Origin of the sequence: Rodentibacter trehalosifermentans (assembly GCF_002000545.1) — a bacterium.
GTDB classification, from domain to species: Bacteria; Pseudomonadota; Gammaproteobacteria; order Enterobacterales; family Pasteurellaceae; genus Rodentibacter; species Rodentibacter trehalosifermentans.
Genome location: NZ_MLHL01000018.1, coordinates 15,645 through 32,295 on the forward strand (window position 1 = coordinate 15,645; position 16,651 = coordinate 32,295).

14 protein-coding genes, 1 tRNA gene and 2 pseudogenes are annotated in these 16,651 nt (G+C 40.3%); 6 read left to right on the plus strand and 11 right to left on the minus strand.

Annotated features, from left to right (window positions below; all coding sequences use genetic code 11):
• Nucleotides 1–60: 60 nt before the first annotated feature.
• From pgi to pyk, 4 genes are all read right to left on the minus strand, one after another.
• A complete protein-coding gene (pgi, locus tag BKK52_RS04145) occupies nucleotides 61–1,710 on the minus strand; it encodes a glucose-6-phosphate isomerase (RefSeq protein ID WP_077478013.1) in 1,650 nt (549 codons plus the stop codon).
• Between the two features lie 32 nt (nucleotides 1,711–1,742).
• Nucleotides 1,743–2,825, minus strand: coding sequence for an alanine racemase (gene alr / locus BKK52_RS04150; protein ID WP_077419763.1), 1,083 nt, complete (start codon nucleotides 2,823–2,825; stop codon nucleotides 1,743–1,745).
• A 9-nt stretch (nucleotides 2,826–2,834) separates the two neighbouring features.
• Nucleotides 2,835–4,241 carry a replicative DNA helicase gene (locus BKK52_RS04155; protein ID WP_077419764.1) on the minus strand — a complete coding sequence of 469 codons (1,407 nt, stop codon included), beginning with the start codon at nucleotides 4,239–4,241 and terminating at the stop codon, nucleotides 2,835–2,837.
• 169 nt (nucleotides 4,242–4,410) lie between these two features.
• Complete coding sequence (pyk, locus tag BKK52_RS04160) at nucleotides 4,411–5,847, minus strand: pyruvate kinase (RefSeq protein ID WP_077419765.1); 1,437 nt, start codon at nucleotides 5,845–5,847, stop codon at nucleotides 4,411–4,413.
• 224 nt (nucleotides 5,848–6,071) lie between these two features.
• Between pyk and BKK52_RS04165 the strand changes: the two genes are divergently transcribed.
• The 6 genes and pseudogenes from BKK52_RS04165 (at nucleotide 6,072) to malT (ending at nucleotide 12,164) form a co-directional block, all read left to right on the plus strand.
• Nucleotides 6,072–6,148, plus strand: a tRNA-Val gene (locus BKK52_RS04165).
• Nucleotides 6,149–6,369: 221 nt separating this feature from the next.
• Nucleotides 6,370–7,029, plus strand: a complete 660-nt coding sequence (locus tag BKK52_RS04170; RefSeq protein ID WP_077421563.1) for an amino acid ABC transporter permease — start codon at nucleotides 6,370–6,372, stop codon at nucleotides 7,027–7,029.
• Nucleotides 7,019–7,687 carry an amino acid ABC transporter permease gene (locus BKK52_RS04175; RefSeq protein ID WP_077421562.1) on the plus strand — a complete coding sequence of 223 codons (669 nt, stop codon included), beginning with the start codon at nucleotides 7,019–7,021 and terminating at the stop codon, nucleotides 7,685–7,687. Before BKK52_RS04170 ends, BKK52_RS04175 begins: the two co-directional genes overlap by 11 nt.
• Before the next feature lie 9 nt (nucleotides 7,688–7,696).
• Nucleotides 7,697–8,461: an amino acid ABC transporter ATP-binding protein gene (locus tag BKK52_RS04180; protein ID WP_077421561.1), complete on the plus strand. Its 765-nt coding sequence runs from the start codon at nucleotides 7,697–7,699 to the stop codon at nucleotides 8,459–8,461.
• Nucleotides 8,445–9,299 carry a cysteine ABC transporter substrate-binding protein gene (locus tag BKK52_RS04185; RefSeq protein WP_077421560.1) on the plus strand — a complete coding sequence of 285 codons (855 nt, stop codon included), beginning with the start codon at nucleotides 8,445–8,447 and terminating at the stop codon, nucleotides 9,297–9,299. The genes BKK52_RS04180 and BKK52_RS04185 overlap by 17 nt, the downstream gene beginning before the upstream one ends.
• 157 nt (nucleotides 9,300–9,456) lie before the next feature.
• Nucleotides 9,457–12,164 (plus strand): annotated as a pseudogene (gene malT, locus BKK52_RS04190) (HTH-type transcriptional regulator MalT).
• A 27-nt stretch (nucleotides 12,165–12,191) separates the two neighbouring features.
• Here the strand turns inward: malT and BKK52_RS14210 are convergent.
• The 7 genes and pseudogenes from BKK52_RS14210 to BKK52_RS04220 form a co-directional block, all read right to left on the minus strand.
• Nucleotides 12,192–12,405, minus strand: a pseudogene (locus BKK52_RS14210) (hypothetical protein); the annotation flags it as partial.
• Between the two features lie 73 nt (nucleotides 12,406–12,478).
• Nucleotides 12,479–12,664, minus strand: coding sequence for a hemagglutinin repeat-containing protein (locus tag BKK52_RS13820; protein WP_244160215.1), 186 nt, complete (start codon nucleotides 12,662–12,664; stop codon nucleotides 12,479–12,481).
• A gap of 920 nt (nucleotides 12,665–13,584) precedes the next feature.
• A complete protein-coding gene (locus BKK52_RS13825; protein WP_077474410.1) occupies nucleotides 13,585–13,911 on the minus strand; it encodes a hypothetical protein in 327 nt (108 codons plus the stop codon).
• Between the two features lie 28 nt (nucleotides 13,912–13,939).
• On the minus strand, nucleotides 13,940–14,377 hold the full coding sequence (locus BKK52_RS04205) for a hypothetical protein (RefSeq protein ID WP_077474409.1): 438 nt from the start codon (nucleotides 14,375–14,377) through the stop codon (nucleotides 13,940–13,942).
• Nucleotides 14,378–14,379: 2 nt separating this feature from the next.
• The gene (locus BKK52_RS14215) at nucleotides 14,380–14,526 is read right to left on the minus strand and encodes a DNA/RNA non-specific endonuclease (protein ID WP_425272079.1); all 147 of its coding nucleotides are present in this window, start codon (nucleotides 14,524–14,526) and stop codon (nucleotides 14,380–14,382) included.
• Nucleotides 14,498–14,815 (minus strand): DNA/RNA non-specific endonuclease, encoded by a 318-nt coding sequence (locus BKK52_RS04210; RefSeq protein WP_207551835.1) that lies wholly within the window; start codon nucleotides 14,813–14,815, stop codon nucleotides 14,498–14,500. Before BKK52_RS04210 ends, BKK52_RS14215 begins: the two co-directional genes overlap by 29 nt.
• Before the next feature lie 401 nt (nucleotides 14,816–15,216).
• Complete coding sequence (locus tag BKK52_RS04220; protein ID WP_077478016.1) at nucleotides 15,217–16,242, minus strand: hypothetical protein; 1,026 nt, start codon at nucleotides 16,240–16,242, stop codon at nucleotides 15,217–15,219.
• Nucleotides 16,243–16,651: the final 409 nt, after the last annotated feature.

The following is a 16,651-nucleotide window of genomic DNA, read 5'->3' on the forward strand; positions in this document are numbered from 1 at the left end:
AAAATTAGCCTTAAATACGTAAAAAAAATGCGGTCGTTTTTGACCGCACTTTTATCTATTTTATCGCCATGCTTTGAATTGATTAATCAATCCGTTTGTTGAACTATCGTGGCTTGATACATTTTCTGTACCCGCTAATTCCGGTAGAATGCGGTTCGCCAGTTGTTTACCCAATTCCACGCCCCATTGGTCAAAGCTGAAGATATTGAAGATCACGCCTTGCACAAAGATTTTGTGTTCGTACATAGCAATCAATGCTCCCAATGTAAATGGCGTAATTTTTTGCACCAAAATAGAGTTGGTCGGCTTATTACCGGTAAACACTTTAAACGGAACGATATCTTTTACTTCATCTAAGGATTTGCCGGCGTTAACAAACTCAGCTTCCACTTCTTCTTTAGTTTTACCGAATGCCAAGGCTTCCGTTTGGGCAAAAAAGTTAGAGAGTAATTTGTTATGGTGATCCGCTAACGGATTATGGGTTTGTGCCGGTGCAATAAAATCACAAGGAATCAGTGTTGTGCCTTGATGGATTAATTGATAGAAAGCATGCTGGCCGTTTGTGCCCGGCTCACCCCAAATAATCGGGCCGGTTTGATAGCTGTCAATGGCGTTGCCGTTACGATCCACATATTTACCGTTAGATTCCATATTTCCCTGTTGGAAATAGGCGGCAAAGCGATGTAAATACTGATCGTAAGGCAAAATCGCTTCCGTTTGTGCCCCCAAGAAATTGGTGTTCCACAACCCCACAAGGGCTAAAGTGGTGGGAATATTTTGCTCAATAGGCGCGGTGCGGAAATGTTTATCCATTTCGTGTGCCCCCGTTAATAATTGCTCAAAATTTTCAAAACCAATGGAAAGCGCAATGGAAAGCCCGATGGCTGACCATAAAGAATAACGACCGCCTACCCAATCCCAAAATTCAAACATATTATTGGTATCAATGCCAAATTCTGCCACCGCTTTTGCATTAGTAGAAAGTGCGGCAAAATGTTTTGCCACCGCCGCTTTATCTTTGGCAGCAGACAATAACCAATTACGAGCACTTTCGGCATTCGTCATAGTTTCTTGCGTGGTAAATGTTTTCGAGGCAACCAAGAAAAGGGTGGTTTCCGGATTAACTTTTTTCAGCGTTTCCGCAATATGTGTACCATCCACGTTGGACACAAAATGCATAGTGAGGTGGTTCTTATAAGGGCGTAATGCTTCGGTTACCATATAGGGCCCTAAATCCGAACCGCCAATACCAATATTCACCACATCGGTAATCGGTTTACCGGTATAACCTTTCCATTCACCGGAAATAATACGTTGGCAGAAATCTTTCATTTTTGCCAAAACGGCATTCACTTCAGGCATCACATCTTTATCATCCACCATCACCGGTGCATTAGAGCGATTACGAAGTGCAGTATGTAATACGGCGCGATTTTCCGTACGGTTGATTTTCTCACCGCTAAACATCGCCTCTTTCGCACTGTCCAGCGAACATTCTTGCGCAAGCTGACGAAGCAAAGAAAGGGTCTGCTTGTTAATATTATTTTTGGAAAAATCCACCAAGATTTGATCTTTAAACGTTAAGGAATAATCCTTAAAGCGATCTTTTTCCTGTTGGAATAAATCTTGAATAGTAACATTTGCCAATTCGGATTGATGCGCTTCTAATGCTTTCCACGCCTGAGTATTGGTTGGATTAATATTTTTCATAGTATTTCCTTCTATAATTATTAATTTGAAATCTAGTCCACGTATTCCGTAATAACACGCGGTGTTAATTTGGTAATCAATTCATAGCTCAAAATGCCGGTGAATTTGGCAACAGTTTCAATGGATAATTCTTTGCCCCACAAAATTACTTCGTCCCCTACTTGATCTTGGCTATTTTCCCCTAAATCGACAGTCAGCATATCCATAGAAACCCGCCCGACAATAGGCACGATGCGTCCGTTCAAATAAACCGGTGTACCTTCCGGCACATCACGTGGATAACCATCACCATAACCTATCGCCACCACGCCGATTTTGGTATCACGTGGGCTTGTCCAAATCCCTCCATAACCCACAGGCTCACCTTTTTTATGATTACGCACGGCAATAAGAGAAGAAGTCAAATTCATAACAGGGGTTAGATTAAATTCGGCACCCACGGTATCCGTTGGCGAAATACCATACATAATAATACCGGGGCGAATCCAATCCAGATGAGAGGTCTGCCAAAATAAAATGCCGGCAGAGGCGGCAATACTCCGCTCACCGATTTTATTCTGAGTCGCTGAAAGGAAGCGATCAATTTGAAGTTGGGTATAGTCGGATTCAAGCTCATCGGCACGGCTAAAATGGCTGACAAACCCTAAGTGCGGTTGAATTTGAGGAAGTTTTTTCAATTCTTGATAAAACTCATCAACCTCGTCCAGTGACACCCCCAAACGATGCATTCCCGTATCAATTTTAATCCATACTTTAATCGGGCTTGGCACAACTGCCCTGCTTAATGCCTCCAGTTGTTCACGATTATGCACCACGGTTTCGATATTATTTACCGCAAGAACGGGTAAATCTTTCTCAGCAAAAAAGCCCTCCAATAATAAAATCGGTTTCGTGATACCGTGTGAGCGCAATGCAAGGGCTTCTTCCAAACGCGCGACACCAAAACAATCTACGCTATTTTCGAGTGTCGATGCCACAAATACCACACCATGCCCATAAGCATTGGCTTTTACCACCGCAATGATTTTACTATGAGGCGCTTTTTGTTTAATCACCGCTAAATTTTGTTTCAAGGCGCGCGAACTGATTTTTGCCGTCGCCGGTTTTACATTCATTATTTATCCTTAATAATTGTCATAATACTCACGTTGTTCGGCAAGATTATCAAAGCGGGAAAATTGTCCGTTAAATTTTAATCGAACCCGACCAATCGGACCGTTACGTTGTTTACCAATGATAATTTCTGCGATCCCTTTATCTTCGGAATTATCGTTATACACTTCATCACGATAAATAAACATAATCAAATCCGCATCTTGCTCAATGGAACCCGATTCACGCAAATCGGAGTTTACCGGACGCTTATCCGCCCGTTGTTCCAAAGTACGATTTAACTGAGAAAGGGCAATCACCGGTACTTCCAACTCTTTCGCTAACGCTTTTAAAGAACGGGAAATTTCAGCAATCTCTAAAGTACGATTGTCGGAAAAAGCCGGTGCACGCATAAGTTGCAAATAATCCACCATAATCAGGCTCAACCCACCATTTTCACGATAAACCCGGCGTGCGCGTGATCGCAATTCCGTTGGTGTTAAACCGGAAGAATCATCAATGTAGAGATTGTTTTTCTGTTTAAACATACCGAATACACTGCTGATCTTATTCCATTCAATTTCGTCCAAGCCTTGCCCTGTACGAATTTTAGTTTGATCCACCCGGGCAAGAGAGGCGATCATACGCATCATAATTTGTTCGGCCGGCATCTCTAAACTAAATACCAATACCGGTTTTTCACTTGCCATTGCCGCATTTTCACAGAGGTTCATTGCAAAAGTGGTTTTCCCCATAGAGGGACGAGCGGCAACGATAATTAAATCGGAAGGTTGAAGACCTGCGGTTTTTTTATCCAGATCGGTAAAGCCAGTTGTTACCCCCGTGACACCGGAATGGTTTTCCAATTTACTGAGCATATCAATACGTTCAATGGTATTTTGTAGCACCGCTATCACATTTTGCGGCCCCTCACCGGACGTACTGCGTTTTTCCGCAATGGCAAATACTTCACGCTCAGCCTCATCCAAAATCAGTTTGATATCTTGCCCTTTGGGTGAATAACTATTTTCCGCAATACGGTTTCCCACCGTAATCAACTCACGCAAAATCGCTTTTTCCCGCACAATATCCGCATAAGCCAAAATATTGATGGCATTGGGCGTATTATTTGAAAGTTCCGCAAGATAAGCAAAACCGCCAACTTCTTCGCTAATTCCTTTATTTTTTAAGGCTTGATCAAGGGTGATGAGATCGATCGGCGATTGATTGCGCATTAATTCTTCCATGGTTTGGAAAATCATACGGTGGGCAAAGGTATAAAAATCATCCGCAATCACACGTTCGGCAATACCATCCCAATGTTGATTGCTCAACATAATGCCGCCTAAAACGGCTTGTTCGGCTTCAAGGGAATGAGGTGGCACGCTAACTTGTGCGGTTTTTTTATCGGAGGATTTAACTTGCGGTTGGGATGCCATAAGGACTTTGAAATACAAAATAATTGGCGGCTATGATACCGCAAATGGCGGTGAGATTTAAGAAAAAAGTGCGGTTGATTTTCAATGAAATTTTGTCTGATGATTTTTTATTCCCAGGCAGAAAGTAAAAACGGTGGAAAAATCCACCGCTCTTTTATATTTTTACTGATTATTCAACGATTAACGTACGGCATACATTCGTATGTTTGATGGTTTCATCGCCTTGGGTTAACAGTACTAAATCACCTGAATTTAAGTAACCTTTTTCTTTGAGTAACGCAATCGCCGCTTGTGCACCGCTCGCACTACGGGATTCGGTATCGCTAAATACCGGTGTTACACCACGATACAAGGCACAAAGATTTAGGGTCTCTTGGTTACGGGATAAGGCAAAAATCGGTAAGCCTGAGCTAATGCGGGACATTAATAACGCTGTACGTCCCGAATGTGTTAAGCTCACGATTGCCGCAACGCCTTTCATATGGTTTGCGGAATACATGGCTGACATTGCCACCGCTTCTTCAATACTGTCGAACTCTTTATCCATACGGTGACGGGACACGTTCACGCTAGGCATTTTTTCTGCCCCTAAACATACGCGTGCCATTGCCGCCACGGTTTCTGCCGGATATTGACCTGCTGCCGTTTCCGCCGAAAGCATTACCGCATCAGTACCGTCTAACACCGCATTTGCCACATCCATCACTTCCGCACGGGTTGGCATCGGGTTGCTAATCATGGATTCCATCATTTGAGTAGCGGTAATCACCGCACGGTTTAATTGACGTGAACGGCGAATTAATTTTTTCTGAACGCCGACTAATTCAGGATCACCGATTTCAACGCCTAAATCACCACGGGCAACCATGATTACGTCAGAGGCTAAAATAATGTCATCCATTGCTGCATCATCAACCACAGTTTCCGCACGTTCAACTTTTGCCACAATTTTCGCATTTAAACCGGCTTGTTGGGCAAGCTCACGGGCATAGTTTAAATCCGCACTTGAACGAGGGAAAGATACCGCTAAGAAATCCACACCAATACGTGCCGCAGTGATGATATCCGCTTTATCTTTTTCGGTTAAGGCATCAGCTGACAAACCACCACCTAATTTGTTGATTCCTTTATTATTGGATAACGGACCACCAACAGTCACCTCAGTGAATACTTTTGCCCCTTCGGTGGACAATACTTTTAATTGAACACGACCATCGTCTAATAGAAGAATATCACCCGGCACGACATCTTGCGGAAGGGTTTTATAGTCTAAACCGACTGATTCTTGATTACCTTCACCCTTTGGTAATTCAGCATCAAGCACGAATTTATCGCCTACATTTAAGAAAATTTTGCCATCTTTAAAAGTAGAAACACGGATTTTAGGCCCTTGTAAGTCACCTAAAATTGCCACGGTTTTACCTAATTTTTTTGCGATAGAACGAACACGCTCGGCACGTTCGATATGATCTTCAGGCGTACCGTGCGAGAAATTCATACGTACTACATTTGCTCCTGCCGCAATAATTTTTTCAAGATTGTTATCGCGGTCGGTTGCCGGTCCCATCGTACAGACAATCTTCGTTCTTCTTAGTCTTCTAGACATTACTCTACTCCGTCAATATTTATATTTTAAATGAACCTAACTCACCCAAACTGTTTTTGAATGAACGAAAACGGCGCGCATTATACGCTTAAAGAAATGCAAAATCAAAAAGACTTTCCCCTGATTCAGTCGGTTTTTTGGTTATTTTTTTAGCATCTATACAAAAGACAAAAGAAATCGCTTGTTTTCCCCAAAAAAACTGTTTATCATCTGCCGCACTTAACGCGACTATAGCTCAGTTGGTTAGAGCACCACCTTGACATGGTGGGGGTCACTGGTTCGAGTCCAGCTAGTCGCACCATATTCCTCTTTCACAGCCCTACGAAATTTAACGTAGGGCTTTGTTTTATCCGGTATTTGCGCTCATTAATAAAAACTCCGGCCAATTTCCACCGCACTTTTCTCTCCATATCAAAAATCTCATTATTCCATTTCATTATAATTAATTCATTTCAATTCTTTCCCGATAAAAAAATTCTTTTCTACTATATGGCAACGAAAACCATTATGTGATGAAAGAAAATGAATTGGGATTACATTCTCAGCGTGTTACCACGCTTTGTTGATGCGACATTGATGACGCTTGCCCTCTCGTTTTGGGGAATTATATTTGCATTTATTATCGGTACGATTTGTGCCGTCATCAATACTTATCAGGTTAAACCATTGAATTGGTTAGTAAAAAGTTATATTGAGCTTTCACGCAATACCCCATTACTCATTCAAGTTTTCTTTCTTTATTTCGGGCTTTCAAAAATCGGCATCAAATTAGACGGTTTTACGTGTGGCGTAATCGGCTTAGCCTTTTTGGGCGGCAGCTATATGGCAGAGGCGATTCGTGGCGGTTTAGAAGCCGTTTCCAAAGGTCAGATTGAGTCTGCACTCAGTATCGGTTTAACGCCATTTCAAGCCTTTCGTTACGTAATTTTTCCACAGGCATTGGCAATTTCCATACCGGCGATTGGTGCAAATTGCCTGTTTTTAATGAAAGAAACCTCTGTTATCAGCGCTGTTGCAGTGGCAGAACTGATGTTTATGGCAAAAGAAATTATTGGGATGGATTATAAGACCAATGAAGCCTTATTTTTATTAATGGTGTTTTATTTAATAATTTTATTGCCTGTTTCAATTTTTATTCGTTATCTGGAACAACGCACTCGGAGAGCAAAATATGGGATTTGAATTATTATTCCAAGGCAGCAACTTCACCCGATTATTAAACGGGCTATGGGTGACCGCAGAAATTGCTTTCGTTTCCGTGTTTTTTGCCTGTCTTTTCGGTGTCATTTTAGGCGTAATCATGACAAGCAAAAATAGGCTGGTTAAAATCATTTGCCAATTTTATTTGGAATTTGTCCGCATTATTCCATTACTCGTTCTCTTATTTATCGCCTATTTTGGCTTAGCAAAATGGTTTGAAATTCATTTAGACGGCATTACCGTTTGTATTTTCGTCTTCATTTTTTGGGGCACGGCAGAAATGGGCGATCTGGTGCGTGGCGCATTAACCTCTATTGAAAAACATCAGCTTGAATCCGCTTATGCTTTAGGCTTAACCCCTTTTCAAACCTTTATTTATATTTTGTTGCCGCAAAGTTTAAAACGTGTGACCCCAAGTGCCATTAATCTTTTCACCCGAATGGTAAAAACCAGCTCACTGGCAATGTTAATCGGTGTCATAGAAGTGATTAAAGTGGGGCAACAAATTATTGAGCATTCACTTTTTAGCAATCAATCGGCGGCACTTTGGATTTATGGGGTCATTTTTCTTCTCTATTTTATGATCTGTTATCCGCTTTCATTATTTTCCCGTTACTTAGAAACCCGTTGGGAAAGCTAAGGAATAGATATGGCGTTATTAGAAATCAAAAATCTTGTTAAAAATTATGGCGAAGTTGAAGCCTTAAAAGATATTAATCTTTCCGTAGAAAAAGGTGAAGTCGTGGTCATTTTAGGCCCGTCCGGCTGTGGAAAAAGCACATTACTTCGCACATTAAACGGCTTAGAGCCCATAAAGAGCGGTCAATTATTGCTACAAAATGTCGGCGAACTTGGCAAAGACATTAGTTGGATAAAAGCACGTCAACGCATCGGAATGGTATTTCAAAGCTATGAATTATTTGCCCATTTATCGGTGATCGACAATATTTTGCTCGGACCTTTAAAGGTTCAAAAACGTGATCGGGCTGAAGCCGAAAAACAGGCTGACGAATTATTAAAACGTGTAGGCTTATTGGATCGAAAAAACGCCTACCCTCGTGAACTTTCAGGCGGGCAAAAACAGCGGATCGCCATTGTGCGTGCGCTTTGTATGAATCCTGAAATTATATTGTTTGATGAAGTCACCGCTGCACTCGATCCCGAAATGGTACGCGAAGTCCTTGATGTGATTTTAGGGCTTGCCAAAGAAGGCATGACAATGCTGATTGTCACCCACGAAATGGGCTTTGCCCGTCAAGTGGCAAATCGCATTGTTTTTATGGATAAAGGGCAAATTATCGAACAAGCCAAACCGGAAGATTTTTTCACCAACCCTACCACGGATCGGGCGAAAACATTTTTAAACATCTTAAACTATGAACTGAGAGGTACAAACTATGAAGAAAACATTTAAAAATTTAACCGCACTTTTTGCCACTGCAACCCTCGCCCTAGGGCTTACCGCTTGCGGTGACAATACGCCAAAAGAGGCTTCGCAAACTACCTCAACCATTGAGCAATTAAAACAATCAGGCAAAATCCGTATCGGCGTGTTCAGCGACAAACCGCCTTTTGGCTATGTGGATGCGCAAGGTAAAAGCCAAGGTTTCGATGTAGAAATCGGCAAAGCTATCACCAAAGATCTCTTAGGCGATGAAAATAAAGCGGAATTTGTCTTAGTGGATGCTGCCAATCGCGCAGAATATTTACTTTCCAAAAAAGTGGATATTATTCTCGCCAATTTCACCGTCACTGCCGCACGGAAAGAGGTCGTGGATTTCGCCAATCCTTATATGAAAGTGGCGCTGGGCGTGGTGTCAAAAAATGGTGAGGTCATTACGGATCTTGAACAATTAAAAGACAAAACGCTTATTGTTGATAAAGGTACGACGGCGGATATTTTCTTCACAAAGAATTATCCCACTATCAAATTACTAAAATTTGAACAAAACACCGAAACCTTTGAAGCCTTACGGGACGGCAGAGGCGATGCCCTGTCCAATGACAACACCTTCTTATTCGCTTGGGTAAAACAAAATCCGGGTTATACCGTGGGCGTGAAAAGTTTCGGCGATCAAGATGTCATTGCCCCGGCTGTCCGCAAAGATGCACCAGATCTATTAAATTGGCTTAACGCAGAAATTGAAAAATTGTCAAAAGAAGGCGTACTCAAACAAGCCTACGAAAAAACCTTATTGCCGGTTTATGGTGATAGCGTGACTGAAAGTGATATTTTGGTGGAATATAGATAACATTCATTTTTGCTAGTAGGGCTCCTGTTTAATATTACCCGGAGCCCTCTCTTTTCACTAACAAAGAAAATTTTGCTATAATCTGCAGAAAAATAAAGTAGAAGTATATTTCTCTTTAGATCTTAGATGTATTTATCATTTGGAGAGATTAAATTAAATGTTAATTCCGGCAAAATTAATTTGTAATGATCGCTTGCAAAACAGCGTGCCACGCACTTCATTGCTACAATATCTTGATAAATCAAGCAACTATCCCCTCGTATTAATTCATGCTCCCGCCGGTTATGGTAAAACAACTCTGGTTTCCCAATGGGCAGGGCTGCAAAAAAATGTAGGATGGTACTCTTTGGATGAAAGCGATAATCAACCGGATAGGTTTGCCTCCTATTTTATTGCAGCACTACAAAACGCACTTAAGCTAGACGTTGAAACCGATGAATCTTTGTATATCCGAGAGAATTTACAAACCCTTTTTACTCAGCAACTTGTCAAAATCTCAGCAGTCACCGAGCATTTTTATTTAATTATTGATGATTATCACATTATTAATAATGAAGAAATTCACGAAGCATTAAAATACTGGATTCGTCATCAACCCCCTTGTATGACATTAATTTTAATCTCTCGCTCGGTACCGCCTTTAGGTATCGCCGGTTTACATGTTCAAGAACAGTTATTGGAAATTAACAGTCATCTACTTTCTTTCAATCATCAAGAAAGTGTCGAATTTTTTCAATCACGTTTCAAAGAGAATATCACGCCAAAAGAAATTGCCTCACTTTGTGATGAAGTTGAAGGTTGGCCAACAGCGCTTCAACTAATCAGTCTCTCCGCTAAACAGAAAAAACTTTCCTTAAAAGATGCCGCCAAACGTTTAGCCAAACTGAATAATTTTCATATTTATAACTATCTGAGTGATGAAGTCTTTGCACAAATTGATCAGGATACGAAAAAATTTATCTTGCGTTGCTCTATTTTGCGTTCAATGAATGAAACCTTGGTACAGCAGGTAACAGGTGAGCTTAATGGTCGGAATAAATTAGAAGCGATTGAAAAACAAGGGCTTTTTTTACAACAAATGAATGCTGAAGATAATTGGTGGCGATTCCATCCCTTATTTGCTTCATTTTTAACCCATTACTGTCAATTAGAGCTTGCCGGAGAACTTGCCCTACTTCATGGAAAGGCAGCACTTGCTTGGTTGAAATTAGGCTATACCACAGAAGCCTTATATCATGCCGTTCAATTAGAAGATCGTAGTATTTTGCTTGATATTCTCTCAGAACAAGGTTGGCAATTATTTCATCAGGGCGAACTGAAATTACTTGAGCAGCATCTTGATTATTTAGATGATGTGAGTTTTGTTCAATCACCCCAATTAATTTTATTAAAAGCCTGGTTGGCGCAAAGTCAACATCGTAATGCGGAAGTGAATGATATTTTTGAACATTTTGAACGGGTACTTGCCGATCAAAAAATTCATCCTACCCAAGGGATCCAGCCGGAATTTGATGTATTACGTGCGCAGGTAGCAATTAACCAAGGCGATGAAAAGACCGCACTTGACTTGGCGACTCAAGCACTCGATCATTTATCAAACATCAAACATCAAACACCAATTATGCCAAAATTGTCGCAACATCCATCATTGGTGAAGCATATCATTGTCAGGGAAATTTCACCGAAGCGTTGGAAATGCTTCAAAAAGCCGAAAAAATGGCGTGGAAATATCACACCCCTCATAATATTTTATGGGCATTACTTCAACAGTCGGAAATTTTTATTGCTCAAGGATTTACTCAGGTAGGCTATGATATTTTGGATAAAGCCGATGCTTTTGTGAAAGAAAATCACCTACAAAAAGTACCAATGTACGAATTTTTGCTCCGCCTAAAAGGGCAAATTTTATGGGATTGGTACAATTTGGATAAAGCTGAGGCGATGGCAAATACCGGCCTCAAAGTATTAAATAAAGACAGAGATCGCCTGCAATGTTTAGCCCTATTATGCAAAATATCCATCGTACGGGGAGATTTGGATAATGCCTCCCGTCTTCTCAAACAAATTATTGATTTACAAAATACCCATGACTATCATCAAGATTGGGATGCCAATGCTAACCAGATCAAAATTGTATTGTGGCAAATGTTGGGGGATATTAAGTCCGTTGAGTCTTGGCTTGTTCAAACCTACCGCCCGATAAATGAAAAAAATCACTTCAATCAAGTGCAGTGGCGCAATATTGCGAGAGCATTAATATTGTTGGAAAAATATGATGAAGCGGAAAAAATCTTAAATCGTGTTATCCAAACAGCTCAAAAACTCAAATTAATCAGTGATTTAAATCGCGCACTTATTTTACGAAACCGATTATATTTCCTTAGTGAAAAAAAAGAATTGGCACAACAGGATCTCATTTGGGCGTTACAACTTACCCGCCAAACCAATTTTATAAGTATTTTTGTCATTGAAGGTGAAATGATGGCGCAACAAATTCGCCAGTTATTACACGCCAATGTGCTGGACGAATTAACCGTACATAAAGCGCAATTTATTTTGCGCAATATTAATCGCTATTATCGCCATAAATTTGCCCATTTTGATGAACAATTTGTCAACAATCTTATTTCCAACCCTAAAGTACCCGAACTGTTAAAAATTAGTCCTTTAACCCAGCGGGAATGGCAAGTATTAGGCTTGATCTACTCCGGTTACAGCAATGAGCAAATTTCAGAGGAATTACAAGTGGCAACCACTACGATAAAAAGCCATATTCGCAATCTCTATCAAAAAATCGGTGTGGCAAATCGTAATGAAGCAATTGATTATGCAAAAGATCTATTGCAACTGATGGGGTATCGCTAATTTGTTTGAAAAAATGACCGCACTTTACACCCGTGGGACAACTACTTTCACCGTTTTACCGTTTGGTAAGGTTACGCGGTTTTTTCTTCAAACCACACAATATCAGAGGTTAATTGTGCCACTTGCGAAGCAGAAAGGGCGACACTCGGAGTAAGGTTGAATTTTTTCGCAAAGGTGATGCCGTTTCCATCAACGCTTTATACAGGCTTTCCAAATCTTGATAATCACCTAAAAACATTTGCACCATGAGTTAGCGTAGCATGGAATAATTAATTAGCGCATGAATTTTCAGTCCGCATTCCCTCGTTTTCCACTTAGGCGGTTTTACCTCTCGCTTGGCTGCCAATGAGATTGGTGTCGCCTTGGCTGTTTAAGGTGAGGCTCTCCGAGTCTAGGTGGCTTGCTTGGTAGGTTTTGCTTTCGCCATCTTCCTTGCCACCGCTTGCGCCGACTCGGGCGTAAACGCCGATGCCTGTTTGGGCGCCCACTGTGGCTGCCATGCCTGCTCCACACCCACACTTTGGTTTCTGCCTTTAAACTTCGCGTGACTTTCGCCCGCTTGAATGTTGAGTTCATTGCCCGTTAAGCTAATGTGGCTGTCTTTGATTCTTGCGCCGGTTTCATCTCTCGAGGTGAGGTCTGTGTGAGTCAGGTTGATGTTACCGAGTTTTTTCTCCCCCTTCTCGTTTGTTGCACCATCGCCGCGTGCCACAAGATTAATAGATTTCGCATTAATGCGGCTACCTTGGCTGATATCTGCCACGCTCTCTTGACTTTGACGGCTATGTGCCACACCCGTACCCGATTCCACACGCAGCAGATAAGCCCCCTCTTTCGCCTTACCACTTGCTATCTTGTTGATGGTGTCATAAAGGTTATAACCCTGTGCCGCAATGCTCATGGCGTTTGCGGCGTTCAAACGGTCGGAAGTGCGGTCATTTTTTACCGTGTTTTCAATGGTGTTGAGCAAGTCGAGTATCGGCGATTTCACGCGGGTAAACTGCCCGATTTTTAAATCACTTTCACTTTGGCTGTTTTCTTGATGATTCAGCGCATTGTTAATCGTGATGTTTTGAGCATTGATATCGACCTTTTCTTTCGCCAACACCTCACTTGCCGTTTGAGCGTAATCTTTGCCAGCATAAACGGAAACGTTGTCATTCAAACTCACCACTTGACTGCCTTGGTGGCTCACCCGGTCGCCTGATTGGTTCATCCTTGTGCGATTGTAACCGGCAAAACGTTCCGTTTCCGATATCACTACTTCACCAATGCCATGTCCTTTACGTGCTTGGCGGGTAGTGTCAATAGCTTCTGCAGTTAAAAGGCTGACATTGCCTTCATTTGCCTGAAGCACATTTTTGCCTTCTGCAACAAAGGTCGTGCCTTTTAGCAAGAGTAGCGTGTGTGAAACACTGTTTCACGCACGAAAAAAATTAATTCGTGCGTGGATTTTCAATCCACACACCCTACGCTCGCTAAGGTTGGTCACAATTATCGTGGCATTTTCATTACCTACAGCCGAAATTAATCCGCTACTGATCGCCTCCGTTAATTGATTTAACGCACTGATATTACGCTTTTCGTCTTCCGTGAGTTCTCTTACATCTTTTTGATAAACTTCTTGAGCAAGATAGTTCGCAGCAATTTCTTCTACTCCCACAGAAAGTGCACCAGATAGCTGTTGAGGCTGATGTTTTCTGAATCTAAAAAGTGTGGTCGATTTTAAACAAGTTTTAAAACTCACCAAAAACCAACCACACTTCAGATAAGAATTAACTATCTTGTTTTTCAGCCTTCGCTTTTACACGTTCTTCCCATATTTCTCTAGGAATATTATACTTATCAGCTTCTTCCCACGTAAGATCACTGATTCCTTTCATATACAGAGAACCCCAACTATCGTCCTCTGGAACATATGCAAATTTAATATTAAACGCCATATCATTAGTTAATGAAAATATATATTGAGTCCATTCTTGAGATGAAATCTCTTTTAATTTATGCATTAAATCAATAATTTCCCTTTCAATTTCATAAGGACGACCTCCCATTGGAAAATAACAATCTTCCCCATTGGCAAGAACCCATTGCGCTCCACCTGAATAATGTTCAGGATAGATATCTCCAAGAAAATCTATTCTCACCGCTTCTTCTGGCATAATTGACCATAAAAGCTCTCCAATTCTTTGGTATATTTCTTGCTCTTTCATACTTAATCTCCCGTAGAAGTATTTTTAATAAATTTTATTGGTAATTTTTTACCATTTAAAGCTTCCTCTACCACAAATTCAATCGGTCTCTTACTATTTCCTGAATAGATTGGTTTTATATTAACCTCTACCTTCTGCCCCTTGTTCAGGGCTTGTACCCATTCCTTCTAGTTTATACCATCTACCACTCGCACCATTCAAAGTCTTATCCATCGCCACTAAATTAATCCCTTCGCCAACACCATTAAACATAGATGCAATCAAATGTCCTCCACAGTCTGACTCTAAACGACAATCCCCTCCTGCCACTTTCTGACGATATTCATTTCTTGTTGCCTTATCCAAATTCAATTGACCTTTTACCTCATCAATACGACCTAAATCATCTGTCCGATATTCATGACCGTTACTTAATTTATATTTAGCAAGCAGGGAGATTTTTCTAAATCACAGTAAATACATTCAACCTTCCCTAGATAATTAGAAACTGTAGATATACCTAAACTTTCAATTATAATCCCCATATCATCTGAATCATATATAATACCTGATTCCGATAATGTTTTTTTTTATGTCCGCGTCATCTTTCCCCATAAAATTATTATCTTCTAAAACATATACCACATTTGGCTCAAAAATCTCAACTTCCTGTAAAAGATCATTTTCATCGTAGAAACAGTTAATCATTAACTCATTAAAATTATCTGCTGTATTACTCGAAAATTGACTTTTTTTAAACTCAGCAAAACTGGAAGAAAGGATATTCCTCACTATATTCCTATGTTGTTTATGGAACAGGCTTTTTACTTTTTTCTCATACGAAAAATTGAAAATCATATTTATTTTCCTCTAGTTTTAAAATCATCCGGATTCAATTTCTTAGAATACTCTAACATTTCTTCTATAGCACTATCATATTTACTACCAAATTTCTGTCTAATATCCATTATATCCATATTGATAGCTTCATCTATTTTTCCTTGTTCTAAAAGTTCTTTTTGCTTATCTCTATAAATTTGGGCTTCTTTACTTCTTCCATAACTTGCCGTTAACTTATGATCAGCCGGATCCATTTTAATATTCCTATATTCGGGACTATAATTAGATTTGTATTTACTAAGTCCTTTTGTAATAGCAGCATCAGCTGTTTTTTCTACACTTTTTCCTATTGCACCACCAAATAATGTTGCAATTTCAGATGAGACAGCCTTGTAACCAGCGTGTTTAACAGAATCTGTATTATCCTCAAAGTATCCTTGAACCCCTCCACTAATTATATTAACTGCTAATGTAGTTTTGAAAGATTCAGCGCCAGTGATAAATCCTGTAGTACCATTCCAAATCAGATCACTAGCCGATGTATCTCTGCTTTCATAAGTATTCCCCAAATAAGTTGCTGCCATACTTAAACCTGAATTAGTTAATTTTTCAGTCAAAATAGGATGTCCTTTGGCAAAATCTCCTACTTTCCCTGCTGCAGAAACTACTTTAGTCGGTAAGTTCAATGAATTCACTGCTACCGGTAACTTATTCAATGCATTTGAAAGCACGCCACCACTATAAATCATCGCACCAAGTTCTAATCCATCTTTAACGGAATAAGCCAATTTACCATTGAACGATTCTTTATAATTTTCAATCGCTTCATACTTGTTATTAATTGCATAATACATTTCCTCATCATGAGAATGTTTTTCAGAACGCCAACCTAACCAGTTTTTACTTTCTTCAGGCAATGAATCCACCGCTTGCGATCTTTGAGCATCTGTTCCTGCAAAAGGGAAATGACCATAATCCCGCTTAGGAACCGGATTATTAATAAGATACTCTGATTCAAAACGGAGTTTTACATCTAATGGACTCATTGGTGAACCCATTTATAACCTGTTGAAGTGCGTCCCGTCATCGTTTCGACATAATAGCGCTCAAGATAAGTAATAAATTGCTCTCTTTCATATTGATTCAAAGAGTTAGGATCTTTTCTGAATTTATCCAATAAACCATCACTTCTTTGATCAGCAAGCGTAGCGTGTGTGAAACACAGTTTCACGCACGAAAAAAATTAATTCGTGCGTAAATTTTCAATCCATATACGCTACGCTCGCTAGGCTTACTACCTATAACTGCCATACTCTATTATCATCTAGTTTTCTTCCGATCTCTAGACTTACTAAAAACACAGCATACCCAGAATGCAAGAAAAAAAACTGGAGAAAACTTTAATATAGGAACTATACTTACCGTATCAAACTTAAAATTAGGGGCTGACGTAGA